Source organism: Halomonas sp. 707B3 (assembly GCF_024158645.1).
Lineage (GTDB): Bacteria > Pseudomonadota > Gammaproteobacteria > Pseudomonadales > Halomonadaceae > Vreelandella > Vreelandella lionensis.
This window is the reverse complement of record NZ_JAMZBE010000056.1, coordinates 1-22,243: the sequence shown is the minus strand read 5'-3', so window position 1 is coordinate 22,243 and position 22,243 is coordinate 1. Positions and strand designations below refer to the sequence as shown.

23 protein-coding genes are annotated in these 22,243 nt (G+C 56.0%); 8 read left to right on the top strand and 15 right to left on the bottom strand.

The window, feature by feature from the left end; all coding sequences use genetic code 11:
• Both BIS10_RS09430 and BIS10_RS09425 read left to right on the top strand, forming a co-directional pair.
• A partial coding sequence (locus BIS10_RS09430; protein ID WP_253504690.1) for an aldehyde dehydrogenase family protein occupies nucleotides 1-306 on the top strand: 306 nt, incomplete at its 5' end.
• A 113-nt stretch (nucleotides 307-419) separates the two neighbouring features.
• On the top strand, nucleotides 420-1,040 hold the full coding sequence (locus BIS10_RS09425) for a TetR/AcrR family transcriptional regulator (RefSeq protein ID WP_083025027.1): 621 nt from the start codon (nucleotides 420-422) through the stop codon (nucleotides 1,038-1,040).
• 22 nt (nucleotides 1,041-1,062) lie between these two features.
• On the opposite strand, the gene BIS10_RS09420 is transcribed toward BIS10_RS09425, so the two are convergent.
• Nucleotides 1,063-1,272 (bottom strand): DUF1127 domain-containing protein, encoded by a 210-nt coding sequence (locus tag BIS10_RS09420; RefSeq protein ID WP_083025026.1) that lies wholly within the window; start codon nucleotides 1,270-1,272, stop codon nucleotides 1,063-1,065.
• A 166-nt stretch (nucleotides 1,273-1,438) separates the two neighbouring features.
• On the opposite strand from BIS10_RS09420, the gene BIS10_RS09415 reads away from it, so the two are divergent.
• Entirely contained in the window at nucleotides 1,439-2,881 is a 1,443-nt protein-coding gene (locus tag BIS10_RS09415; protein WP_253504693.1) for a PLP-dependent aminotransferase family protein, read from the top strand.
• A gap of 18 nt (nucleotides 2,882-2,899) precedes the next feature.
• Here BIS10_RS09415 and BIS10_RS09410 read toward each other — a convergent pair whose 3' ends face one another.
• Both BIS10_RS09410 and pcsA read right to left on the bottom strand, forming a co-directional pair.
• A complete protein-coding gene (locus tag BIS10_RS09410; RefSeq protein WP_253504687.1) occupies nucleotides 2,900-3,508 on the bottom strand; it encodes a DNA-3-methyladenine glycosylase I in 609 nt (202 codons plus the stop codon).
• Nucleotides 3,509-4,249, bottom strand: a complete 741-nt coding sequence (gene pcsA / locus BIS10_RS09405; protein ID WP_279384694.1) for a phosphatidylcholine synthase — start codon at nucleotides 4,247-4,249, stop codon at nucleotides 3,509-3,511. It abuts the gene before it with no gap.
• 170 nt (nucleotides 4,250-4,419) lie between these two features.
• Here pcsA and BIS10_RS09400 point away from each other — a divergent pair, with 170 nt between their 5' ends.
• Nucleotides 4,420-4,869: a GNAT family N-acetyltransferase gene (locus tag BIS10_RS09400; protein WP_253504685.1), complete on the top strand. Its 450-nt coding sequence runs from the start codon at nucleotides 4,420-4,422 to the stop codon at nucleotides 4,867-4,869.
• Nucleotides 4,870-4,885: 16 nt separating this feature from the next.
• Here the strand turns inward: BIS10_RS09400 and BIS10_RS09395 are convergent, their stop codons facing one another.
• Nucleotides 4,886-5,362 carry a YbaK/EbsC family protein gene (locus tag BIS10_RS09395; RefSeq protein ID WP_083025024.1) on the bottom strand — a complete coding sequence of 159 codons (477 nt, stop codon included), beginning with the start codon at nucleotides 5,360-5,362 and terminating at the stop codon, nucleotides 4,886-4,888.
• Nucleotides 5,363-5,413: 51 nt separating this feature from the next.
• The gene (gene codA / locus BIS10_RS09390) at nucleotides 5,414-6,661 is read right to left on the bottom strand and encodes a cytosine deaminase (protein WP_253504682.1); all 1,248 of its coding nucleotides are present in this window, start codon (nucleotides 6,659-6,661) and stop codon (nucleotides 5,414-5,416) included.
• A gap of 249 nt (nucleotides 6,662-6,910) precedes the next feature.
• Here codA and BIS10_RS09385 point away from each other — a divergent pair, with 249 nt between their 5' ends.
• Genes BIS10_RS09385 through BIS10_RS09375 form a run of 3 tightly spaced genes read left to right on the top strand, consistent with a single transcriptional unit; the run spans nucleotide 6,911 to nucleotide 10,138 of the window.
• Nucleotides 6,911-8,356, top strand: a complete 1,446-nt coding sequence (locus BIS10_RS09385; protein ID WP_253504680.1) for a GGDEF domain-containing protein — start codon at nucleotides 6,911-6,913, stop codon at nucleotides 8,354-8,356.
• Complete coding sequence (locus BIS10_RS09380; protein ID WP_253504678.1) at nucleotides 8,346-9,245, top strand: amino acid ABC transporter substrate-binding protein; 900 nt, start codon at nucleotides 8,346-8,348, stop codon at nucleotides 9,243-9,245. Before BIS10_RS09385 ends, BIS10_RS09380 begins: the two co-directional genes overlap by 11 nt.
• Before the next feature lie 11 nt (nucleotides 9,246-9,256).
• Nucleotides 9,257-10,138: an amino acid ABC transporter substrate-binding protein gene (locus tag BIS10_RS09375; protein ID WP_253504676.1), complete on the top strand. Its 882-nt coding sequence runs from the start codon at nucleotides 9,257-9,259 to the stop codon at nucleotides 10,136-10,138.
• Nucleotides 10,139-10,201: 63 nt separating this feature from the next.
• On the opposite strand, the gene BIS10_RS09370 is transcribed toward BIS10_RS09375, so the two are convergent.
• The 6 genes from BIS10_RS09370 to BIS10_RS09345 are packed head-to-tail and all read right to left on the bottom strand — an operon-like array spanning nucleotide 10,202 to nucleotide 16,523.
• Nucleotides 10,202-10,519: a hypothetical protein gene (locus tag BIS10_RS09370; protein WP_192859208.1), complete on the bottom strand. Its 318-nt coding sequence runs from the start codon at nucleotides 10,517-10,519 to the stop codon at nucleotides 10,202-10,204.
• A complete protein-coding gene (locus tag BIS10_RS09365) occupies nucleotides 10,512-11,885 on the bottom strand; it encodes an acyclic terpene utilization AtuA family protein (RefSeq protein ID WP_253504674.1) in 1,374 nt (457 codons plus the stop codon). The genes BIS10_RS09370 and BIS10_RS09365 overlap by 8 nt, the downstream gene beginning before the upstream one ends.
• Complete coding sequence (locus BIS10_RS09360) at nucleotides 11,882-12,730, bottom strand: 3-keto-5-aminohexanoate cleavage protein (protein WP_253504672.1); 849 nt, start codon at nucleotides 12,728-12,730, stop codon at nucleotides 11,882-11,884. Before BIS10_RS09360 ends, BIS10_RS09365 begins: the two co-directional genes overlap by 4 nt.
• A complete protein-coding gene (locus tag BIS10_RS09355) occupies nucleotides 12,727-13,656 on the bottom strand; it encodes a 3-hydroxyacyl-CoA dehydrogenase NAD-binding domain-containing protein (protein WP_253504670.1) in 930 nt (309 codons plus the stop codon). Before BIS10_RS09355 ends, BIS10_RS09360 begins: the two co-directional genes overlap by 4 nt.
• Nucleotides 13,653-15,530: a TRAP transporter fused permease subunit gene (locus BIS10_RS09350; protein ID WP_253504666.1), complete on the bottom strand. Its 1,878-nt coding sequence runs from the start codon at nucleotides 15,528-15,530 to the stop codon at nucleotides 13,653-13,655. Before BIS10_RS09350 ends, BIS10_RS09355 begins: the two co-directional genes overlap by 4 nt.
• An 18-nt stretch (nucleotides 15,531-15,548) precedes the next feature.
• On the bottom strand, nucleotides 15,549-16,523 hold the full coding sequence (locus BIS10_RS09345) for a TAXI family TRAP transporter solute-binding subunit (protein WP_253504663.1): 975 nt from the start codon (nucleotides 16,521-16,523) through the stop codon (nucleotides 15,549-15,551).
• A 130-nt stretch (nucleotides 16,524-16,653) separates the two neighbouring features.
• Between BIS10_RS09345 and BIS10_RS09340 the strand changes: the two genes are divergently transcribed.
• The gene (locus tag BIS10_RS09340) at nucleotides 16,654-17,601 is read left to right on the top strand and encodes a LysR family transcriptional regulator (protein ID WP_253504660.1); all 948 of its coding nucleotides are present in this window, start codon (nucleotides 16,654-16,656) and stop codon (nucleotides 17,599-17,601) included.
• A gap of 18 nt (nucleotides 17,602-17,619) precedes the next feature.
• On the opposite strand, the gene preA is transcribed toward BIS10_RS09340, so the two are convergent.
• From preA to BIS10_RS09320, 4 genes are all read right to left on the bottom strand, one after another.
• Nucleotides 17,620-18,963, bottom strand: a complete 1,344-nt coding sequence (preA, locus tag BIS10_RS09335) for an NAD-dependent dihydropyrimidine dehydrogenase subunit PreA (protein WP_253504658.1) — start codon at nucleotides 18,961-18,963, stop codon at nucleotides 17,620-17,622.
• Nucleotides 18,960-20,339: an NAD(P)-dependent oxidoreductase gene (locus BIS10_RS09330; protein WP_253504655.1), complete on the bottom strand. Its 1,380-nt coding sequence runs from the start codon at nucleotides 20,337-20,339 to the stop codon at nucleotides 18,960-18,962. The genes preA and BIS10_RS09330 overlap by 4 nt, the downstream gene beginning before the upstream one ends.
• A gap of 40 nt (nucleotides 20,340-20,379) precedes the next feature.
• A complete protein-coding gene (gene hydA / locus BIS10_RS09325; RefSeq protein ID WP_253504652.1) occupies nucleotides 20,380-21,819 on the bottom strand; it encodes a dihydropyrimidinase in 1,440 nt (479 codons plus the stop codon).
• Between the two features lie 31 nt (nucleotides 21,820-21,850).
• Nucleotides 21,851-22,243, bottom strand: a 393-nt coding sequence (locus tag BIS10_RS09320) for a nitrilase-related carbon-nitrogen hydrolase (RefSeq protein ID WP_301282007.1), incomplete at its 5' end; no start/stop codon positions are given.

The window sequence follows — 22,243 nt, the reverse complement described above, 5'->3', positions numbered from 1 at the left end:
GCGATGCACCTGATCAACGACCACGAATACGGCAATGGCACCTGCCTGTTTACCCGCGATGGCGAAGCCGCCCGCCGGTTCACCGACGGTATCGAGGTTGGCATGGTGGGGGTGAACGTACCGCTGCCCGTGCCGGTGGCCTACCACAGCTTTGGCGGCTGGAAGCGCTCGCTGTTTGGCGACCTTCACGCCTACGGACCAGACGCGGTGCGTTTTTATACCCGTCGCAAAGCGGTCTCCCAGCGCTGGCCTTCCGTCAGCGAAGCCACCCGGGCGGAGTTCTCGTTTCCTACTAACCAGCGTTGACGCGATGCGCTAACTGCGCCATCTTCACTGCACCACCGCCTGCATCATTGTTGGGCGGTGGTGTATTTTTTGGTGCGTATTATTAGCGGTCAGGGTTGCAAAGGGATACCAGCGTGGCGAGAACACAGGACGAAATTCGGCAAACGAACGTCAAAAAGATCCTTCAGGCGGCGGAGCAGCTGTTTGCCGAAAAAGGCTACGCCGGTGCCTCTATGGGCGACATTGCCCAGTTAGCCGACCTGCCAAAGTCCAACGTGCACTACTATTTCGCCACTAAGAAAGTACTCTATCAAGAGGTATTGCTGGCGCTATTAGAGCTATGGAAGCAGGACGCGCTCTGCTTTGAGCTATACGACGACCCCCGAGTGGTGCTCTCCGCCTACATACGCGCCAAGATGAACCACTCCCGCAACCGCGCCCACGGCTCCAAAGTGTGGGCCGCTGAAGTGATGCAGGGTGCCCCGATGCTCAAAGAGCGCCTGCGCGATAACCTCTATGAATGGGCCAAACTGAAAGAGTCGAAAATCCGCGAATGGGTCGATTCCGGCCAAATCAACCCCGTCGAACCTTCCTACCTGCTCTATATGATCTGGGCCTCCACCCAGCACTACGCCGACTTCGACTACCAAATCTACCTGCTCAACGACGACAAACCGCTGGACGACTTACAGTTTGAAAAAGCCGTGCAGTCGGTGACTTCAGTGATTTTAAGAGGCATTGGGCTGACGGCTTAGTAGGCACTAGTGTCCTAAGCATTTAATCGCGGCGCTGCGTTGTTAATGCTCTCTTATCTTGGTGCTTTGGTTTCCAAAACGTTTGTTTTCCCTCCTGGTAGGCCTGTTCACGGGTGAGGCCAATATCTTTCAGTAAGTGGTCATCTAGCGTGAGCAGTTGCCGACGGCTGCGGCGGCGCTGCTGGTAGTGGCTTAGCTGGTAACGAAGCTGAGTGAGGCTGAAGCGTGGCATGGCGGCTCTCCGAACGGTGGGGTGCCTGTTTAGGTTACGCAGCCTGCTGGTGGCAATACAGATATAGGTTTTTTTATTTTTACGATACAGACGGGGCGTGTTATACCTCTGTATGGCGAAGCGGTAGGCCTTCTGTATGGCAGATGAACCGAGCGGGGTGGGCGTGATGACGCGTTATGAAGAGGTGGCGGCAACGTTGCGGGAGCGGATCGAGCATGGGATTTATCGCGTGGGCGACCGGCTACCTTCCATTCGCACGGTCTGCCAAGAGCTGAACGTCAGTATCTCAACGGCGCAAGAAGCGTATCGCCAATTGATGGACGCCGCGCTGATTGAGTCGCGGCCAAAGTCGGGTTACTTCGTGCTGCCTTGCCGTATTCCCTCTGTGCTGCCTTCTGTCTCGCGGCCTGCTCAGTGCCCGCTGGATGTCTCCCAGTGGGACCAAGTGCTAGAGCTGGTAGCTACCCAGCGAGACGACAAACGGCTGCTGCTTGGGCGCGGTGTGCCCAATCTTGAGGTGGCGTCGTTAAAGCCATTGTCGAAAATCCTCGCCGGGCTGCACCGTAGTAACGATCTTCACGGCTTTAATTACGACAAACTCAGCGGCAGCCCTGAACTGCGCCAACAGGTGGCGCGCTTGGCGGTGGCGTCTGGCTGCCTGCTGCATCCGGATGATGTGTTGATTACCACCGGCTGCCAGGAGGCACTCTCCATTGCGCTGCGTACGCTCACCCAGCCTGGCGATGTGGTGGCGGTGGATTCGCCCAGCTTCTATGGCACCATGCAGATTCTGAAAGCCAACGGTTTAAAGGCGCTGGAGATTCCCACCGACCCGCAAACCGGCATCAGCCTGGAAGCGTTAGAGCTGGCGCTAGAGCAGTGGCCTATTCGCGCTATTCAGGTCACGCCCACCTATAACAACCCGTTGGGCTACACCATGCCGGAAGCGCGTAAGCGGGCGCTTTATCAGCTTGCCCAACGGTTTGATGTGGCCATTATTGAAGATGATATTTATGGGGATTTGGCATACACCCAACCCAGGCCGCTAACGATTAAATCCTTTGATACGGATGGGCGCGTGCTGCTGTGTAGCGGTTTCTCGAAAACCTTAGGGCCGGGCCTGCGCGTGGGCTGGCTGGCCCCTGGCTGCTACCGGGAAAAGGCGCTGCATATGAAGTACGTCTCCACCGGCGCTTCTGCCACGTTGCCGCAATTGGCCGTGGCGGAGTTTGTCGCCAAGGGCCATTTTGAGCGTCATCTACGCGCTGTTTCCCGCCAGTATCAACGCCAGCGGGATGTGATGATTAGTTGGGTGCAGCGCTACTTTCCGAAAGGGTCGGGCATTAGCTATCCGCAAGGGGGCTTTTTGCTCTGGGTAGAGCTACCTGCGGATGTCGATTGCGTGCGCCTTAACGAGCGCTTAGCGCAGCACGCCATCCATGTGGCGCCGGGGGCGCTGTTCTCGGCCTCGGGTAAATTTCGCCAGTGCTTGCGGTTGAACTACGCGTTTACCTTAACGCCTGCGATGGAAAAAGCGGTGCGCACGGTAGGCGAGTTAGCGAGTGAGATGCTCAGCGAGGTACGCGAGTCCTCACTGGCGATGAAGTAAGAGCAACGAGGTGTTCATTCAAGAAGGCCGCTGAAACGCTGCGCGCGCCTGTTCAACGCGTTCGCGAGTAATGCAATTTAACGAGTGATCATTGATCAGCCCCATGGCCTGCATAAACGCAAACGCGGTTGTCGGGCCAAAAAACTTCCATCCGCGCTTTTTAAGATCTTTTGCTAGCGCGATAGATTCTGGCGATGTGGTTTGGGTTTGTGGGGCAGGCAGAGAAGCGCTGTCCGGTTCATAGCGCCAGAAAAACGCCGCTAAAGAGCCTTCTTGAACCACCATTTCCTGCGCACAGCGCGCGTTATTGATGGTGGCTTCGATCTTACCGCGATGACGAATAATGCCTGCGTCTTGCAGTAAGCGCTGCACATCCTCTTCGTCAAAACCGGCGACTTTATGGAAATCGAAGTGGTGGAAAGCCGCGCGGAAATTCTCGCGCTTGTTCAAAATCGTTCGCCAGCTCAAGCCTGATTGAAAACTCTCCAAGCAGAGCTTTTCAAATAGCCGCTGGTCATCGGCAACGGGAAAGCCCCACTCGTGGTCGTGGTAGGGCAGAAACTCCGCTGCTCCGCCACACCACTGGCAGCGCGGGTGGCCATCGGGGGCGATAAAGTCGGAGGTCATTTAGCGTGCCATCTGCCCGCCGAACCACTCTTGAGCCGTGCGCCAAAAGCACATGCCCGCGAAGTAAAATGAGGTCAAGCCTAAGCCCCACAGAGCCCAGGCGGCATGATCAGGGTTTGAGAGTATTAACGAGGTTGCGCACACGCACCAAAGCAGCGTCACAGCGATATTGAGCGGCATAAACAGACGTACGCGAAACGGATGCAGAAACTTCATTTTCGTCACGGTCAGCACCGCCAGGACGAGTATCGCGCCAAATGTCAGCAGTGGCGGTAAATCAAGAATGTAAAAATAGGCGGCCGCAATGTTCCAGGCCGCGGGAAACCCCACGAAGTAATTATCCTGGCTTTTCATATCGACGTTGCAGAAACAGAACATCGACGACAGCAAAATGATAAAGACCGAGATCAGCCCTAAATAGGGCGGCAATTCAATGAAGTAGTAAATGAACAGCGCGGGGATAAAGGCCCAGGTGAGGTAATCAATCACCATATCCAGCGTGGAACCATCGAAGTGGGGCAGTACGGACTTCACCTCATATTTACGTGCCAGGGTGCCATCGATACCGTCGATCATCATCGCCGCCCCCAGCCAGAGCAGGCAGGCCACCGGGTTGTTATCAACCAGCGCTAGCAGCGCCATCGTGCCAAGCAGCACGCCGCTGGCGGTGAAGACATGGACACTCCAAGCTTTGTAAATCGGTGCTCGGGATTCAGTTTGAGTAGAGAGTGATTGGACCACGGTAACCCCAATGGGAACGCGTCGTCCCCTTGCTGTTAGATTGATTAATAAACGTTCAAAAGACGATACACTACTATAAGAAAGCCGTCAGGAAATACGCGGCGTATCCGCTGAGTGCCTCTTCACTCCATTGCCACGGTGAGTTAATGCACCCACTAGGGAGATAGCGCATGACCCATGTTCGCCCTGCCACGATTCATGATCTCGACGCTTTAACCGAGCTACTAGACGGTTATCGGCAGTTTTATCAACAGCCAAGGGATATTCAAGCAGCGCGTGACTTTTTGCTCCAGCGCTTTGGGCAAGCGGATTCCCGCATTTTGGTGAGTGAAAACAGAGAAGGTGCACTCACAGGGTTTGTGCAGCTCTACCCCGGTGTCTCCACCGTCGGCTTGAATGCGCGCTGGACGCTGAACGACCTTTTTGTTCTGCCCGAGTGTCGAGAGAAAGGTACAGGCAGGGCGCTCATGGAAGCCGCCACCCAGCTTGCCCGTGAACATGGCGTTGCGCGTTTGATATTGATGACGCAGGTAGAGAATGAGCGCGCCCAGCGTTTGTACGAATCGCTGGGCTGGCAGCGCAATACGGCGTTTTATGGCTATTTACTCGATGTGAAGTAAGTCGCTACATCGTCGCTTAGTGGGTGCTTTCCGGCAACTTACACACATCCACCCACTGAGCACCGGCCAGCTCGGCCAAATGATTGGGGCTTAAACGCACCGCGCTGTTGGGTGAGCCCGCAGCGGGCAGCACTTCATCGAACGCGTGTAGGGATTCGTCGCAATAGACGGGGAGATCCGTCGCCAGCCCAAACGGGCATACTCCGCCCACCGGATGGCTGGTCAGTTCCATCACGGTGTCAGCATCGAGCATTTTGGCTTTGCCACCGAAGGTATCGCGAATTTTGCGGTTATCGATCCGTGCATCGCCACTGGCCACAATCAGCAGCGGTTTCTCACCCACTTTAAACGCCAATGTTTTAGCAATCTGCCCAGGGGCGACACCGTGAGCCTCGGCGGCGAGCTGTACGGTCGCCGTGCTTGTTTCCAGCTCTTCAATGGCCACCTCTGGCGCGTGCTCGGCAAAAAACTGGCGAACGGTCTCGATGCTCATGGTGTGCTCCTTGGACAAGTAGAGTCGCTAATCTAACTTGCCAGCGCGTGGTTAGCCAATCCATGGAGGCGTGACGATACGTGATGGCTCCCGCTGCATGATGATCTCACCTTGCCGCACGGAAAGTAGTACATCACCCTGGTTGCGCAGCACGCTGTAGTCATCTTCGCCCTCTAGTAGATTGAAGCTGGCCGGTTTGCCCACTTCTATGCCGTAGCGCGATTCGATATTCATAGTGCGGGCGCTGTTATCGGTAATCAGGGAAAGCGCGTTGCTAAAATCTTGGTAACCCATCATCTGGCAAATATGCAGGCCAAAATCGAGCGTGCGTAGCAGCTTGCCGTTACCTAACGAGTACCAGGGGTCGAAGATAGAATCTTCTGCAAAGCAGACGTTGATACCTGCTTCGTTAAGCTCTTTCACGCGGGTGACACCTCGCCGTTTTGGGTAGGTATCAAAGCGCCCTTGGAGGTGAATACTCTCCGTTGGGCAGGAAATAAAGTTGATGCCCGAGCGCTTGAGCAACAGAAAGAGCTTAGAGCAGTAGGCGTTGTCGTAAGAGTGCATCGCGGTAGTGTGGCTGGCGGTCACACGGCTGCCTAACTCATTGAACAGAGCCTCGCAGGCCAGTACTTCAATAAAGCGCGAGTTGGGATCGTCGATCTCATCGCAGTGCACATCCACCAAGCGGTCATACTTCATCGCCAGCTCAATCACCCGCTTCATGGAGGCCACGCCTAGCTCGCGGGTGTATTCAAAGTGGGGAATGCCACCCACCACGTCAGCGCCGATCTCCAGCGCCTCTTCCATCAGCTTGTCGCCACCGGGGTAAGAGAGCAGGCCATCCTGAGGGAAGGCCACTACCTGGATGTCGATCTTATCCTTCAGCTCATCACGCAAGGCGCAGAGTGTTTTTAGCCCCACAAGGCTTGGGTCGCTGGTATCGGCGTGGGTGCGCACAAACTGAACGCCGTTACCGATGAGTAGGTTTAAGGTTTTTAACACGCGTTCGCGAATGTCGGCCTCGCTAAGCAACGGTTTGCGCTCGCCCCAGCGCTCAATCCCTTCAAACAGCGTGCCGCTTTGGTTCCAGCTTGGTTCACCCGCCGTTAGGGCGGCATCCAAGTGGATATGAGGCTCGATAAACGGCGCACAGATGAGCTTTCCGCCGGCATCCAGTTGTTCAGCGGTTGCTGTTTGTGGCGCATCTTGTGCCGTGATATCTGTGAATAGGCCGTTGCTTATCTCGATTCGGTAAAGCTCAGGGCGTTGGCGCAGGCGTGCGTTAATCACTTGCATAGGAGTACTCCTTTTCGCACTGAAGATTAAAACCATTAAGTTTCAGCAAAAGGCATGCCAAATAAGCCGCTCAATTCAGAGGCGTAGCGTTTAAATGGTGTACTTATGAATGTTTCATTTAGTGATAGTTTGTTAATTAATCATGAGCCTACAGCTATTGCTGAGAGGTCGATACCGTTACTCCAAGATTTTGGTCGCTTATAGCATCTGTGCGGATGGCCATAATGCAGATTAAAGGACACGTACTGCATGCAAGAGGTAAGTGCTGATAATGCGCCTGTTTCAAAGGTAAAGCTCCCGTGGCATCGCACGGTGGTGGGCAAAGTCGCCATCTTTATGCTGCTGGGCGTTATTTTTGCCTATCTCATTGGGGCTATGCTGGGCTTTACGATGGTCGAGCGCAGCGCCCGGGATCAGTGGGGGCGAGAAGCACAGGTCAATGCACAGATTGTGAGTGCTACCATCCGCCGTATTTATACCTCAGTTGCTGTACGTACCGATTCCACTGGCCAGGTGAACCAACTGGTTTCCGCACGACCCATTGGCGATGAAGACTCGGTGCTCAGCACCGGTTTCAGCCCTATCGATGTGCTGGCACTGGCTAGCGCCCAGACCCGACATAACGTCTGGCTCTTTGCACAAAGTGCTAGCGGCACGTTGACTCCGGTGGCAGATGCCTTTAACAGCGCCGTTGGGGATATCGTCTTTCTAGATATCTCTGAATTGCCCAAAAGCCTGTCAGCAAACGAGTTTTATGTGGGGTTTGCGCGTATTGGTAAAGAGGAGCACTTCGTTAGCTCTCTGCCGATTATGACGCCCCAAGGCAATTTACACGGGATTGTTGTCTCAAGTATTGGTTTAAAAAGTGAGCTTTATCAGGTGCACCGTGACCTGATACTGAAAGTAGTGGCATCGTTAGTTTTGGTGCTGTTAGCTACAGCTTTGCTGGTTAGCATGCTGATGAAGCGGCTGTTTAAACCTGTTCCTCGCTTAATACGTGCTCTGACGCATATTGCCCATAATCAAACCGAGCATGCCACGCCCTATACTCAGCGCAGCGATGAGATTGGCTGTATGGCACAGGCCATTGAAGCGCTGCGTAAAAAAGTAGCAGAGCGTGAGCATCTGTTGGAAGTGAAAGAGCAAGCGCTGCGCTATCAGCATTTAGCGCATCACGATGCCTTAACCAAATTACCGAACCGGGTGCAGTTCAACGACGCGCTACAAGAAGCCGTCATGCAAGTGCCTGATGGCACTCCCTTTAATGTGATGATTTTTGATCTGGACCGCTTTAAAACGGTGAACGATACCCTCGGCCATGCGGCGGGCGATGCGTTGCTGGTAGAAGCCAGCCAACGGGTACAAGGGTTGCTGGAGGAGAGTGACCTAGTCGCACGGTTAGGAGGAGACGAATTCTCGATCATCCAGCATGCCAACCGCGATGCCTTGTCCGAAGCCAACCAGCTGGCCCGCCGGTTGGTAGAGGTGCTGCAAGAACCCTTCGCTATTGATGGCCACGAGGTGCGCATTGGCGTGAGCGTGGGTATCGCGCTAGCTCCCCGAGATGGCACCAGCAGCCATACGCTGTTACGCAGTGCCGATGTGGCGCTTTATACCGCTAAGGAGATGGGGCGGGGGCGCTACGCAGTGTTTAGCCCGGGGATGACCATGGGAGCGAAACATCATGATACCTAAGGCAATGCCCTGGCTAGCGGCTGCTTTAATCAGCTTGCACGCCAACGCTGAACCTATCGCGGCGGATGCCTCCCCAACGCTTAAACGTATTGCTAACAACCAGGCCATTGCGATTGGTCATCGCGACAATGAAGTGCCTTTTTCTTACTTGGTAGATGGGAAGCCCGTCGGGTATTCCATTGATTTATGCATGGCGGTGGTAGAGAGCATTAGTGAGCAGCTCGGTGGCCCTCCTCTCGATGTTCACTTTGTGCCGGTGACTCCGGTGAATCGTTTTATTCTGCTGCGTAATGGTGAGATTGACTTAGAGTGTGGCGTCACCACCAGCACTTCTGAACGCCGCCAGCAGGCCGCGTTTTCCTATCCTCATTTTCTCACCGCCACGCGCTATGTCGCACTGGCAGAAAATGACATGCACACGATCGCGGACTTGGCTGGCCGCAGCGTTGTCTCGACAACGGGCACGATTAACGTTGAGCAGTTAAATGAGCTCAATCGTACCCAAGGGCTGAATATCGCGGTGATGTTAAGCCGCAGCCATGAGGAAGCGTTCTCTATGGTCGCCAACGAACAAGCGGCGGCGTTCGTGATGGACGATATTTTACTCGCCAGCCTCGTGTCTGCGGCGGACTCGCCTCAGCGTTTCCATATCTCTCAAGAGGCGATTAGTGAGCCTAAGCCCTATGGCTTGATGATGTCACTGGAGGATGCGGTATTTGCTGAGGTGGTTAACGAAGCGCTGTATGAGCGCTATCAAAGCGGCGCTATTCAGGCGCTGTACGATAAATGGTTTTTACAGCCCATACCGCCAGTAAACCGAGTGATTGGCTTGCCGATAAGCTCAGAGCTGGCCGCCATATTTGAGCGCCCAGATGATTACGCTGACTAAGGAGGTAAGATATGCAACGAGTGCACGCGCGGTGGTGGGTGGGGCTGTTAATGGCTGTTTGGGCGATCTCCTCGGCAGCGGCATCAGAGATCGATACGCTACAGCGGCTGAGTGAAACCGGCACACTTCGCGTGGGTTATGGCGATACCGCTCCCTTTTCTTACCAAGATGAAGAGGGCAATGTGCTGGGCTACTCCATTGAGTTATGCCAGCGGGTGGCGGCGCAGTTACAGCAGCAGCTTAACCTGCCCAAGCTTGATATTGAGTACGTTTTCCGCACCCCCGGTAATCGGGTTCAGCTGTTAAACAGCGGCGAAATCGATATTGAGTGCAACGCCAGCACCAATAATGCGGAGCGAAGGCGCAGCGCTGATTTTTCGCTTAGCCACTTTTTTGTCTCTGTACGCTTTGTGGCACTTAAAGAGAACCAGTTTTTCACTCTGCAGGACCTCGCCGGGAGGAGCGTGAGTGTGGCCCGGGGAACCGTCAATGTAGGACAAATTAACCAAGCCAACCGCGAACAGCAGCTCAACCTTTCTGTCGTGCCGGTGGAAACGCTGCAAGAAGCCTTTGATCTAGTCACGGAAGGTCGTGTCGCCGCCTTTGCCATGGACGATATCCTGCTCAGCACGATGATCGCTGAATCGGAAGATCCCTCAGCCTATTCGCTTTCAGAAGAGGCGGTTACCGCTGAAGAGCCGCTGGGCTTACTGATGCGCCAAGGGGACCAAGCGCTCGTGGAGCAGGTCAACCAGGCGCTGCGCGAGATTTATCAGCGGGGAGACATATTGGCGTTGTATGAAAGATGGTTTCTGCAGCCGTTACCCGGCAAGGGCATCACTCTTAACGTGCCTATTAGCGAGACGCTAGCACAGCATTTTATGAACCCGTAGCGCTATGAACGACGCCAAGCCGCCCACGTTGATGGGAGCCGTTCAAAGGGCGGCTTGGCGTATTTAAGCAGGAGGAGTCACCTGCATAGATAACAATAAGGCCGATAGCGTTTTACCATGCCCATCCAAGTTTAGAGCGCCATTGACGCCACCTTGTAGCGCGTCATCAAGCACTAAGTTCACCCCTTTTAGATGAGGCAATAAATAGCGGGTGACCTGACTCACACCCCGATGCTCAAATAGCGCTGCAACGTTTGGCTCTGAAAGTTGCTCAACCAGCCAAGCGTAGTGATCCTCCTGATACACAAATACCCCTAGGCTGAGTCGGTCGCCTTTATCGCCGGCCCGGGCATGGGCATAGCGGTGCAATAGTTCACTCATTACCCTCTCCTCCATGCAGTGTAACGGTGGGGGCCACTTGTTGCCTGGGTACCAAATACGAGGCTGTTTTTAAGCGTTGTGTATGGTGGCGTCGTACGCCGCCACCTCCCGCTGGCCCACAGCAATAGAGCGCCAATAACTCCTGTGTTGCCAGCTCAACCACGCTTTTGTCTGCATGCTCTACGGCAAGGCGAAGGCGAATATCGTTGGCGGCGTCCTGCAAAGTTTGAGCGGTGAGCTGTGAGTCGCCATCGAAAACGCTGGAAATGCCAATTAAGTCAAAGCGTGCACGCAGATTGGCGGGGCAGCGCAATGCCAGCCGCTGGCGCAGGGTTTCTCTGGCCAGGTTTGCTCTAGCGAAGGCATTAGGGCCCGCATAGGAAATCTCGGCTTCGCCTTGGTAACCATCTAGAAAGCTCACAGTGGTTTTTAAACGATCAGGCGCTGGCTTGCCGCGTACACCGGTGACTTCAACACGATCTTTAGCAAGCTGCCTGACCCGGACGTGCTCAAGATCAATGACGACATCGGGAGTGATATAAGCGGCGGGGTTATGTATTTCATATAGCAGTTGCTCTTTGACCGTTTGCTCGGTGACTAAACCGCCCGTACCCGGTGGTTTGGTCACTACCAGCCGCCCGTTACGCTCAACCTCCACCAGGGGATAGCCTAGGGAGGCCATGCCAGGGACCTCTTTAACTCCCGGATCAGCAAAGTAACCGCCGGTCACTTGCGTGCCACACTCAATCAAATGGCCTGCTAAGGCCCCGGCGGCTAGTTTGTCCCAATCATCGCCTGCCCAGCTGTGGTAATAACAGAGTGGGGCAAGCGCGAGTGAGGGGTCGGCCACTCGCCCTGTAATCACGACTTGAGCCCCTTGGGCCATGGCCTCGATTAAGGCATCGGCACCCAGATAGACATTGGCGGCGACCACTTGCTCTAGTGCGGAAATAGACCGCTTTTCGCCCTCCCAAGCCTGCCAGTCGAGGGCATGCAGGCGGTCTCTAACATCATCGCCATGAATAGTGGCCAAGCACGCTTGAGAGTGGCCTAAGCGCTGAGCCAACTGCTGAATACGACGGCATGCGGCAGTTGGATTCGCCGCGCCAAAGTTACCCAAAATCGTAATATGGTTAGCCAGGCAATCACTCAGAACGGGCGATAAAAACTCTTCCAGCAGCGGCTCATCACCGCTGTCCGGGTCTTTGATCCGGCGTAACTGGGCAGCCGCCAGCGTGCGTTCCCCGAGTGTTTCAAACATCAGCGCACGAGGAGCATCATAAGACATGAGGGCATCGACCAGCGGCCTAGCCGCATCGGTGCGATCACCAGAGAAGCCCGCGCCACAACCTACCACGACCGTCATAAGGTCACCCCCGTATTAGCAGCGGTAGTCAGGGCGAGAAAACGGCGTGCCTCGGAGGCATTCATCACCCGGCGTCCAGTCGCTTCGATACGAGCTTTAGTCGCGGCGACTAGCTCGGCATTGTTGGTGGCGAGTTGGCCATCCGATCGCCATAGATTATTTTCAAAGCCGACTCGGGTATGACCACCTTGCTGGGCCGCCAGCGCTAAACAATCACCTTCGGTTGGCCCAAACGCACAGACTGCCCAATGGTCACCAGCCATTAATGCTTGTAAAAAGCCGGGTAGACGGCTTGGGTCGGCAATGGGCGGGTCAACGTAGCGCCCAAGTACGAAGAGTAAGAAAGCCGGACCATTAGGCACAGCACCTTGCTCTCTTAAATGATTGAAGTGAATGAGGTCTTCAGGCGAATAAACGATGTATTGAATGTGTGTTCCGCGGCTGGCCAGGTAACGGCACAGCTCGCCACTGGCTTGAACCTCATGAGCATCACCGAACCATTCACGCATCGCGATAGACACGTAGCCTGGCTGCAATGCCTCCATCACATCTCGTTGTTCTGAGGGGGAATACCGCCCTCCTGCTTCGCTGGTGACTTGAAGAAGTAATTGATCTCCTACGGTTTCCTTAATGGCGCTAATGGCATCTCGGTAGGCACCAGCATCCAGTAAATGACGCCCGTCGGCTTCACGTACATGCACATGCATGGCGGAGGCGCCCGCTGCCAGGCACTCTTGTGCGTCTCTTGCAAGTTCCTCAGGGGTGAGAGGAATAGCGGGATGGTCGTGGTAGACGCGCCGAGCCCCATTAGGGGCTACCATTAGCAAACAAGGTGAGAGGCTCATAAGGTCTCCTCCTGTTTTACGTTAATTGCCAGCGCTTGCTGAATAGCCGTCAACTGCCGATCTCGTTCAGAAAAAAGGTCAGGCAGTGATTGGCCTTGCGTCGCAGATTCAACCCCATGGATCACTTGCGCATACAGCTCATCGTTCATGGTCGGTTGGCCTAAGCTAGCCCAGCGATACTCCTGGCTAGGGCCGAGGTGTTCCAAGTAGTGGCGAATGCCCCCTTGGCCGCCGCCCAGATGATAAGTCAGGAACGGCCCTTGAATGGCCCACCGCAACCCTGGGCCTGCCGTTACTGCCAGGTCGATGTCTTCCACGCTGGCCACGCCTTCCTGTAATAGATAGAGCGCTTCCCGCCACAATGCCGAAGAGAGTCGATTCGCAATATGGCCAATCATCTCTTTACGTAGCATCACCGGCTGCTTACCGATACGCCGATAAAAATCGACCAATCGCTGCACCAGCTCAGTGTCTGGCCCGTAGAGTTCGACCAGAGGGACTAGGTGGGGCGGATTGAAGGGGTGCGCGATAATAATGCGCTCAGGCGCAGGTGCACCCTTAGTGATATCAGAGTGCTTTAAAGAGGAGGTGCTGCTCACCACCAACGCTTGTGAAGGCGCTGCCTGTTGAATATCTGCTAAGAGCTGTTGCTTGAGCGAGACGGATTCAGGCGCATTTTCGACGATCAGCTCTACGCCTTCTAAGGCCTCTGCCAGCGTTTGCGCGACCACTGGCGTGCGGGCCTCGGCACCAAGGGCACGCATATCTTCAGCCACGCGCTGGGTAAATTGGGCGCGGGCGGTGGCATCCGGGTCGAAAGCCGTGACATGTAAACCGCGAGAAAGAAAGTAGGCGGTCCAACTAATGCCGATGGTGCCACAGCCAATCATCGCAATATTCGTCATGTTCACTCCTTGATGACTCATAGCTCCGCTCCTTGCAGTGCAACACGTCGAGAGGATTGCCAGGCCCATAGATAGAGCCCCGTCAGTCCCGCAATGCCGACTAACCCAAGTGCGATATTCGGCACCAGCGCCAATAGCCCTGTGGTTGCCAGCAGCGCACTATCCAGCCATCGGTTGCCGAAAAGGCGAGCGCCCCCCAATATACCCGCGAAAGCCAAAACAAAGGCCATGGCACGTGCGGCGGCTAAGGTAATGTCCCAGGCATCGCCTAAACCGATAAGCGCGGGGTACGCCAGAATCAAGAAGGGAATAATGTAGGTGGTGGCTCCCAAGCGGATAGCGTGCCCCGCGACTTGTAACCAGCCCGCCTTGGCGATCCCCGCAGCAACAAATACCGCGATGCACACAGGCGGAGTGATGACCGATATCGTCGCAAAATAGAAGACGAACAGATGGGCGACCAAGGGTTCGATACCGATGCGGGTCAGTGCAGGAGCCAGTACGGCGGCGACCAGCACATAGGCCGCGGTAGTCGGAATGCCCATGCCCATAATCAAGCAGATGACCGCGACAATTAGCGCGACTAGAAACACCTGCTCACCAGCGACACTGACCACTAGCGTCGACAGCGTGACGCCAATGCCCGTTAAGTTGAGCATGGCCACCAGAATCTGCGCCCCGGCGAGCAACACCCCAATAATGACCATGCCCTTGCCAGCATCTTCCAGGCCCGTCAGTAGCGAACGTACGATTTGACGGGGCGGCGTTCGGTCCAATAAGGCAAAGAAAAGATAACTGACAAGCAGCAAAGTAATGCCCAAGAAAGCTGCGAATTGGATGGAGTAGCCATTGAGAACGCCACCAAACAAGCCACCCAATGCGGCAACAATCGGGGTCAGCCGCTTAAATTGGAGCACATCTGGCCAAGCGGGAAGCTCGCTCTCTGGGACCAGCGGTAAGGCTTTGCGCACAGCGACCAAGTGCAGCGTAAAAAAGACCGCTACATAGAAAAGGAACGCGGGTAACACGGCGGCTAAGGCAATGGTGACATAGCTGACACCGAGTATCTCAGCCATGATAAACGCTGCGGCGCCTAGAATCGGCGGCGCGATCTGGCCTCCGGTAGATGCAACCGCTTCAACGCCGCCAGCAAAGGCCGGTGGGTATTTGAGCCGTTTCATCATAGGAATGGTGAAGTTGCCCGTGGTGGCTACGTTAGCCACCGCGCTTCCGCTCACCATCGCAAATAGGCTGGAAGCCACGGTCGCGATTTTGGCGGCGCCTCCTTGGCTTCGCCCACCGATGCGCATTGAAAGATCAATAAAGGTCTGGCCGCCACCTGTGTGGAGCAAGAGACTGCCAAAGAGTACAAACGCGGCAATGGTAGTGGCAGCTACGCCGAGTAGCATTCCCCATACGCCTAAATCCCCGAGAAACAGCGTTTCTGTCACGAAACTAGCATCAAAACCTCGATGGCTGAGCGGGCCTGACAGTCGGTCACCCAGCAGGGCATAGGCGATACCGATGGTGACTAGTAGCGGGAATACCCATCCAATAGCCCGTCGGGCCACTTCCAAAATAGACACCACTAAAATGGCCGTGAGCGCCATATCCTGGGGGGTGGCCCAGGGTAGCGTGGTCAGAATGCTATTGGCGTTGAAGGTAATAAACAGGCAGGCGGTAATTGCCCCCAGGGCTAATAAACAATCAATCACCACCCCTACTGGGCGCCATGTTTTACCAGCGCCCAAGGGATAGGTGAGTAACCCCAGCCCGATCACCAGCGCAAGAAACAGACTGCGATGAACCAAGCTTTCAAAAGGCCCAGCCGCTGAGGTGTAGAAGATGAAGCCGCCCAAAAACAGGGCGACCAGCATGAGCAGTTTATTGCGCATGGAACCGAGCTCCTTCCCTTATTCTGATGACATCAGACGGTCAGGAATATCGTATCCCTGCTCTTCAAAATAGCGTGCGGCACCAGGGTGAAAAGGCACTGTTCCGCTGCTGAGGGTGAGTTCGGCGATATCAACATCGGCGAGATTAGCGAGCGCACTGACCTGCGGTTCGGGATTTTCCATCACGGCTTTAACAATTTGGTAAGCCGTTTCTTCATCAAGTTCGGGGCTTGCGTGCATCGCTAAGCCAAAGCTCCAGGTCGTGTAGGCGGGCATGCCATCCGCCGCTCCCTCGGGGATATTGACCACGGAAATATCAGGCATCTGTTCATTCAGCGTTTCAGCCTGTTCATCGCTAAGCGACAGCACTTGGATCGGCGTAAACGTTGCAATATCCATGGAGGAACCATCCAGCTTTTCACCTACGCCAGATTTGACGTACCCCGCCATGCGATTGTCTTTTACACCGGCAACCACGTCCGTGGTAGAGCCGCGCACATACTCAGGGGTTAGGCCCAGCGTCTCCATGACGGCAATCGTCGTTGCTTCTGTGGCAGAGCCGGTGATGCCAGGATTGAGGCGGGCACCGTCCAATTCCGCCATGCTGGTCACGCCAGAGTCTTCGCGCATCACGACATTTTGTGGTGCTTGGGAATAGACCCAAAGCAGGCGGTTATCGACGGGGCGGCTTTCAAACTCTCCCTCACCCGCATAGGCGTGATAGCCCACGTTCGTGGTGACGAGGCCCATGTCGACCTGGTTTCTTAAAATGCGGCGCAAGTTGTCCACTGTGGCACCGGTTTCTACGACCGAGGTGCGCACACCGTCCACATGCTGATTAATAATTTGCCCAACGGCGACGAAATAGCCGTATTGGCTAGACGATGTAGAGGTTGAGCCAATTAACAGCTGCTCTTCTGCTTGAGCAGCCGTGCCTGCGATTAAGCCAGCGCTGAGAATGGCGGTTAAGAGCGGCGTTTTTAGTGAGTACATAGCAATTGCTCTCTCTGGGTATTGTGGGTTGTTGGTTCCAGAAGATGCGTGTCATTTGACTTATTAAGAATGAGAGAGCCTGCTAGTATTTGTCTAATATAATTATACGAACGAGACTTTTACTTTATTTATGCAGCCTTCCATCCGACAACTAAAAGCCTTTGTGGCGATTGCCGAGTTCGGCAGCTTCGTTGAAGCGTCCGAGCGCCTGCACATGTCGCAGCCAGCCTTGAGTATTGCTATTCGAAAATTGGAGGAGTGTGTTGGCGGTGTGCTGTTTAATCGCTCGCCGCGAGGCGTACAGCTCACTCCGGAAGGAAAATTCTTTCTGCCCACGGCTAGACGGCTAATTGGCGATTGGGATGAGGCGCTGGGCGATCTGGGAGAGCTGTACAATAAACAGAGAGGCAAAATAACGCTCGCTGCGCTGCCGACATTAGCGGCGGGATTTTTGCCAACCGTGCTCGCCGACTATCGGCGTCGATTTCCCAATATCGCCATCAGCGTTCACGACGTATTGGCCTCCCAGGTGGACGATTTGGTGAGTGACCACCGGGCCGATATTGGGCTATCGGTACAGCCGCTTCGCGCAGAAGCAACCCATTTTGAGCCGCTCGTAGAAGACTACTTTGTCGCGGTATGTCCGGATGGGCACCCCTTATTAGCGATGGACACCGTGCCTTGGGAGGCGCTACTGCGCTACCCCATTATCGGCGTGAGCCGCTTGTCGAGCACGCGTGCTGCGATAGAGAGCGTCTTAAAAGAGCTGAGCCTTGAAATGGATTTGATGTGTGAAGTCAGCCAAATTGGCACCGCCGGACGGATGGTGGCCGCAGGTTTAGGGGTGGCTGCGCTCCCTTCACTCAGCTTTCGCCAGATTTCCGCGGAGGGCATTGGCTGGCGCCCTTTAACGGCCCCCCACGTCCCGCGGTCATTAGGCATTATTACTCCCTCGCGTGGCTCTCCTTCTGCAGCTGCGACCGCCATGCTGGAACTAGTCCGAGAGCATGCTGCTTCCCTACGAGTACGTTTTGAAAGTGGAAATGCGACCGCTTCCTATAAAGGAGGCGGTCGTTAGAGTGATCATCCTGGGTGGTTATGAAGCGACACGGAAGGGGTTACGCGGGTCGTTATCCCAGGCTAGGAACGGTTTGCCGGTTTCCTGAGGCACCATGGTGATGCAGTTCTCTACGGGGCAGGTGATTTGGCACAGGTTGCAGCCCACGCACTCGTCTTCGATTACCTCGTAGCGGCGTGCGCCGTCCTGCTCGGTGAGCTTGGCAATCGACTGGTGAGAGGTGTCTTCGCAGGCGATATAGCAGCGGCCACACTCGATGCACAAATCCTGGTTGATATGGGCGATGGTCTTGAAGTTGATATCCAGATGCTTCCAGTCGGTGGTGTGTGGCACCGCCTTGCGGGAAAACGCCTCAATGGAGTCGTAGCCTTTTTCCGCCATCCAGCGGGAGAGGCCGTCTTTCATCTCCTCTACAATCCTAAAACCGTTGAGCATGGCGGCGGTGCATACCTGTACGCTACCTGCGCCCAGGGCGATAAATTCCGCTGCATCCCGCCAGGTGGAAATACCGCCAATGCCCGAAATGGGCAGCGTTGGCGTGGCCGGGTCGCGGGCGATTTCCGCCACCATATTCATCGCAATAGGCTTCACGGCGCTGCCGCAGTAGCCGCCGTGGGTGCTTTGGTGGCCTACCGTGGGCTTGGCGACCATGTTGTCCAGGTCAATGCTGGTGATCGAGTTGATGGTGTTGATCAGCGACACCGCGTCGGCCCCACCTCGCAGCGCCGCCTGGGCGCCTACGCGAATATCGGTGATATTCGGCGTGAGTTTGACGATTACTGGCTTCGAGTAGTGCTTCTTACACCAGTAGGTGACTTTCTCGATCAGGTCGGGGTTTTGGCCTACTGCCGCACCCATGCCGCGCTCTGGCATGCCGTGAGGGCAACCTAAGTTGAGCTCGATACCGTCTGCGCCGGTGGCTTCCACCAGCGGCAGAATGTAGGCCCAGGCCTCTTCATTGCAGGGCACCATGATGGAGACGATTAGCGCACGGTCGGGCCAGTCCTTCTTCACCTGGGTGATCTCTTGAAGGTTGATCTCCAGCGAGCGGTCGGTAATCAGCTCGATATTGTTAAAGCCGATTACCTCACGGTTTTTGCCGTAGTGGGCCGAGTAACGTGAGGAGACGTTCACCGCCGGAGGTTCTTCGCCGAGGGTTTTCCAAACAACGCCACCCCAGCCCGCTTCATAGGCGCGCACTACGTTGTAAGCTTTGTCGGTGGGCGGGGCAGAGGCGAGCCAGAAGGGGTTAGGGGCTTTGATACCGGCAAAATTCACCGACAGATCAACGCCGTTCACCACGCTGTCGCCGCTGTTTTTCTTGCCTGGAAAAGAGAGGGTGTTGAAAGGCGTGGTGTTCATGCGGCCTCCTGCTGGGCGGCGAGCGCTTGATGGATGGCGTGAGCCGCCAGCTTGCCGTGCTGCACGGCTTGTACGGTGAGATCCTGGCCGGGTTTCACACAGTCGCCACCGGCATAAATATTGGGTAGCGAGGTGCGGAACATTCCATCGACATGAATGCGCTCGCCGTCCCGGGCTAACTCGGCGGCGGTGGCATCAGCGAGGCTGGTGTTATCAAAGCGTTGGCCTATGGCTTTGAAGATGGCGTCGGCGGCAATCTCAATCGTTTCGCCCGTCGGGGATAATTGGCCCGCTTGCTCAATGGTCTTGGCAAAGCGCATGCCCGCGACGCGGCCCTGGTCATCCAGCAAGATTTCATCGGGCTGCGCCCCGGTCACCATGCGTACACCGTTGGCTTTGGCGATCTCCTGCTCGTGGTCTGTGGCGGACATCGCCTCCACGCCGCGACGGTAGACCAGCGTCACCTCGGTGGCTCCCAGGCGAGCCATTTGCGTTGCCATATCGATCGCAGTATTGCCTGCACCAATCACAATGCAGCGTTTGGCCACGGTGAGGCTGCCCAGGTCATCGGTTTGACGCAGGGTTTTGATGTAATCCACTGCAGGCATCAGGCCCGGTGCATTCTCGCCGGTTAGGCCCAGGGCGCGGCTGGCACCCAGGCCTAAACCGAGAAACACGCTGTCATACTGCTGATGCAGCGTGGAAAGCTCGAGGTTATACCCGAGCCGCTGGCCATACTGAAGGTCAATGCCGCCGACCTCCAGTAAAAACTCAACTTCCTTGCGGGCAAAGTCATCGGTCATTTTGTAGCGGGCGATGCCGTACTCGTTTAGCCCGCCGGGCTTTTGCTCCGCTTCAAAAACCGTCACTTGGTGGCCGAGCATCGCCAGTCGATGGGCGCAGGAGAGCCCCGCAGGCCCGGCACCCACCACAGCGATGTGGCGGCCAGTGCTGGCGGCGCGCTTAAAGGGGTGGCTATCAAACTGCATATGGTCAGTAGCGTGTCGCTGGAGTAGGCCAATCAGCACCGGCTGACACTCGGCATCGTGGTTACGCACGCAGCTACGTTCGCAGAGGATTTCGGTGGGGCATACGCGGGCGCAGCTGCCGCCAAGGATATTGGCTTCCAGAATGGTTTCCGCTGCGCCATTAATGTTGTTTTCGCTGATTTGGCGAATAAAGCTAGGGATATCAATGTCCGACGGGCAAGCCTCGACGCAGGGCGCGTCATAGCAGTAGAGACAGCGCTGGCTTTCGATGATAGCCTGGCGCGGCGTCAGCGGTGGGTGAAGGTCGCTGAAATTATGTGCCAACGTCGCTGGGTCGTAGGTGCCGACCTCTTTTGCGCTGGGCAGGTGATCAAGTGAATGGGTCACGGTCGTTTCTCCATTGCTCTGTTCTTCGGCAGGGCCGGGATTAGCGCGTTACCGCTACAGGGGCATTTAGCTCGGCGCGTTTGGCCAGCAGCTCGAATACACCGGGATAGGCGGGACGCTCTAAATAGCGGCCCGCACCGCGCTCGGCGTGCAGCTCGCCGTCGCGCCATACCCACTTACCTTGGCTGATGGTGTGACGAGCAATGCCGCGCACCGTCTTGCCCTCGAAGATATTGAAGTCGACGTTCTGGTGATGAGTTTTGGCGGAGATAGTGCGGGTGCCGTTAGGATCCCACACCACAATGTCGGCATCGGAACCCACCTGAATCGCCCCTTTACGTGGGTAGAGATTGAAGATCTTGGCGGTGTTGGTGGAGGTGACCGCGACAAACTCCTGAGGCGAGAGCTTGCCGGTATTCACGCCTTCGTCCCACAGCACGGCGAGGCGGTCTTCTACACCCGCGGTGCCGTTAGGGATCTTGGTAAAGTCATCTTTCCCGGCGGCTTTCTGCTCTTCGCAGAAGCAACAGTGGTCGGTGGCGGTGGTTTGCAGGTTACCAGATTGCAGGCCGTGCCAGAGCGCTTCCTGATGGCCCTTAGGGCGGAAGGGCGGACTCATGACGTGGGCGGCGGCAGTTGCCCAGTCGGGGTTTTGATAAACGCTGTCGTCGATTACCAGATGGCCCGCTAAGCACTCGCCAAATACTGGGTGGCCCTGCTGGCGGGCGTAGGCGATTTCGTCCACCGCGTCCTTGGTGGAAACGTGTACCAAATAAACCGGCGCCCCCAGGGTGCTGGCAATACGAATCGCCCGGCTGGCGGCTTCGCCTTCCACCTGGGGCGGTCGGGAAAGCGGGTGTGCTTCCGGCCCGGTCATCCCCTGGGCGAGCAGCTTTTGCTGCATGTGGTAGACCAGCTCGCCGTTTTCCGCGTGTACCGTGGGGATCGCCCCAAGCTCTAAACACCGCGAGAAACTCTCCACCAGGATATCGTCGGTGGCCATGATCGCGCCCTTGTAGGCCATGAAGTGCTTGAAGCTGTTAACGCCGTGCTCCCGCACCAGCGTCCCCATCTCTTCTTTGACGCTCTCATCCCACCAGGTAATCGCCACGTGGAAAGCGAAATCGGTGGCGGCTTTTTCGGCCCAGCCTTGCCAGGTGTTAAACGCTTCCAGCAGCGACTGGCCGGGGCTTGGGATCACAAAGTCGATAATGGTCGTGGTGCCCCCTGCCATAGCGGCGGCGGTGCCGGTATAAAAATCTTCGCTGGCCACTGCACCCATAAACGGCATCTGCATATGGGTGTGGGGGTCGATGCCGCCGGGCATCACCAATTGGTGGCTGGCATCGACGATCTCGCAGCCTTCCGGCACGTCTAAATCGGTACCGATGGCGTGGATTTTTCCATCGACGCAGAGCACGTCAGCGCGGTAGGTGTCGGCGTGGGTGACGACGGTGCCGCCCTTGATCAATAAACTCATGGTTCACTCCTGGGGTAATTGACTGAGGGGCTTATTCGCCGTCGGTTAAGCGGGTATAGGTTTCCGGGCGGCGGTCACGGAAGAACTGCCAGTTGTTGCGCACCTCGCGCACCATGTCTAAATCGATCTCGTGTACCAGCAGCTCGTCTTCCGTTTCGCTGGCCTGGGCTTCGATCTTGCCGCGTGGGTTGACGATATAGCTGGAGCCGTAAAAGTCGCCGATATTCCAAGGCGCTTCGCTGCCTACGCGGTTGATGGCAGCGATGAAGCAACCGTTAGCGGCGGCCGAGGCGGGCTGTTCAAGCTCCCATAAATATTGGGATAGCCCGGCCACAGTCGCGGAGGGGTTGAAGATGACTTCGGCACCGTTAAGGGCCAGTGCTCGCCAGCCTTCAGGGAAGTGGCGGTCGTAGCAGATATACAC

Excerpts from the sequence above, each read along its gene's own strand:
- BIS10_RS09420 (WP_083025026.1), bottom strand. The coding sequence starts at position 1,272 with ATGCCACGCTTCAGCCTCACTCAGCTTCGTTACCAGCTAAGCCACTAC.
- BIS10_RS09415 (WP_253504693.1), top strand. The coding sequence starts at position 1,439 with ATGACGCGTTATGAAGAGGTGGCGGCAACGTTGCGGGAGCGGATCGAG.
- BIS10_RS09410 (WP_253504687.1), bottom strand. The coding sequence starts at position 3,508 with ATGACCTCCGACTTTATCGCCCCCGATGGCCACCCGCGCTGCCAGTGG.
- BIS10_RS09400 (WP_253504685.1), top strand. The coding sequence starts at position 4,420 with ATGACCCATGTTCGCCCTGCCACGATTCATGATCTCGACGCTTTAACC.
- BIS10_RS09395 (WP_083025024.1), bottom strand. The coding sequence starts at position 5,362 with ATGAGCATCGAGACCGTTCGCCAGTTTTTTGCCGAGCACGCGCCAGAG.
- codA (WP_253504682.1), bottom strand. The coding sequence starts at position 6,661 with ATGCAAGTGATTAACGCACGCCTGCGCCAACGCCCTGAGCTTTACCGA.
- BIS10_RS09385 (WP_253504680.1), top strand. The coding sequence starts at position 6,911 with ATGCAAGAGGTAAGTGCTGATAATGCGCCTGTTTCAAAGGTAAAGCTC.
- BIS10_RS09380 (WP_253504678.1), top strand. The coding sequence starts at position 8,346 with ATGATACCTAAGGCAATGCCCTGGCTAGCGGCTGCTTTAATCAGCTTG.
- BIS10_RS09375 (WP_253504676.1), top strand. The coding sequence starts at position 9,257 with ATGCAACGAGTGCACGCGCGGTGGTGGGTGGGGCTGTTAATGGCTGTT.
- BIS10_RS09370 (WP_192859208.1), bottom strand. The coding sequence starts at position 10,519 with ATGAGTGAACTATTGCACCGCTATGCCCATGCCCGGGCCGGCGATAAA.
- BIS10_RS09365 (WP_253504674.1), bottom strand. The coding sequence starts at position 11,885 with ATGACGGTCGTGGTAGGTTGTGGCGCGGGCTTCTCTGGTGATCGCACC.
- BIS10_RS09360 (WP_253504672.1), bottom strand. The coding sequence starts at position 12,730 with ATGAGCCTCTCACCTTGTTTGCTAATGGTAGCCCCTAATGGGGCTCGG.
- BIS10_RS09355 (WP_253504670.1), bottom strand. The coding sequence starts at position 13,656 with ATGAGTCATCAAGGAGTGAACATGACGAATATTGCGATGATTGGCTGT.
- BIS10_RS09350 (WP_253504666.1), bottom strand. The coding sequence starts at position 15,530 with ATGCGCAATAAACTGCTCATGCTGGTCGCCCTGTTTTTGGGCGGCTTC.
- BIS10_RS09345 (WP_253504663.1), bottom strand. The coding sequence starts at position 16,523 with ATGTACTCACTAAAAACGCCGCTCTTAACCGCCATTCTCAGCGCTGGC.
- BIS10_RS09340 (WP_253504660.1), top strand. The coding sequence starts at position 16,654 with ATGCAGCCTTCCATCCGACAACTAAAAGCCTTTGTGGCGATTGCCGAG.
- preA (WP_253504658.1), bottom strand. The coding sequence starts at position 18,963 with ATGAACACCACGCCTTTCAACACCCTCTCTTTTCCAGGCAAGAAAAAC.
- hydA (WP_253504652.1), bottom strand. The coding sequence starts at position 21,819 with ATGAGTTTATTGATCAAGGGCGGCACCGTCGTCACCCACGCCGACACC.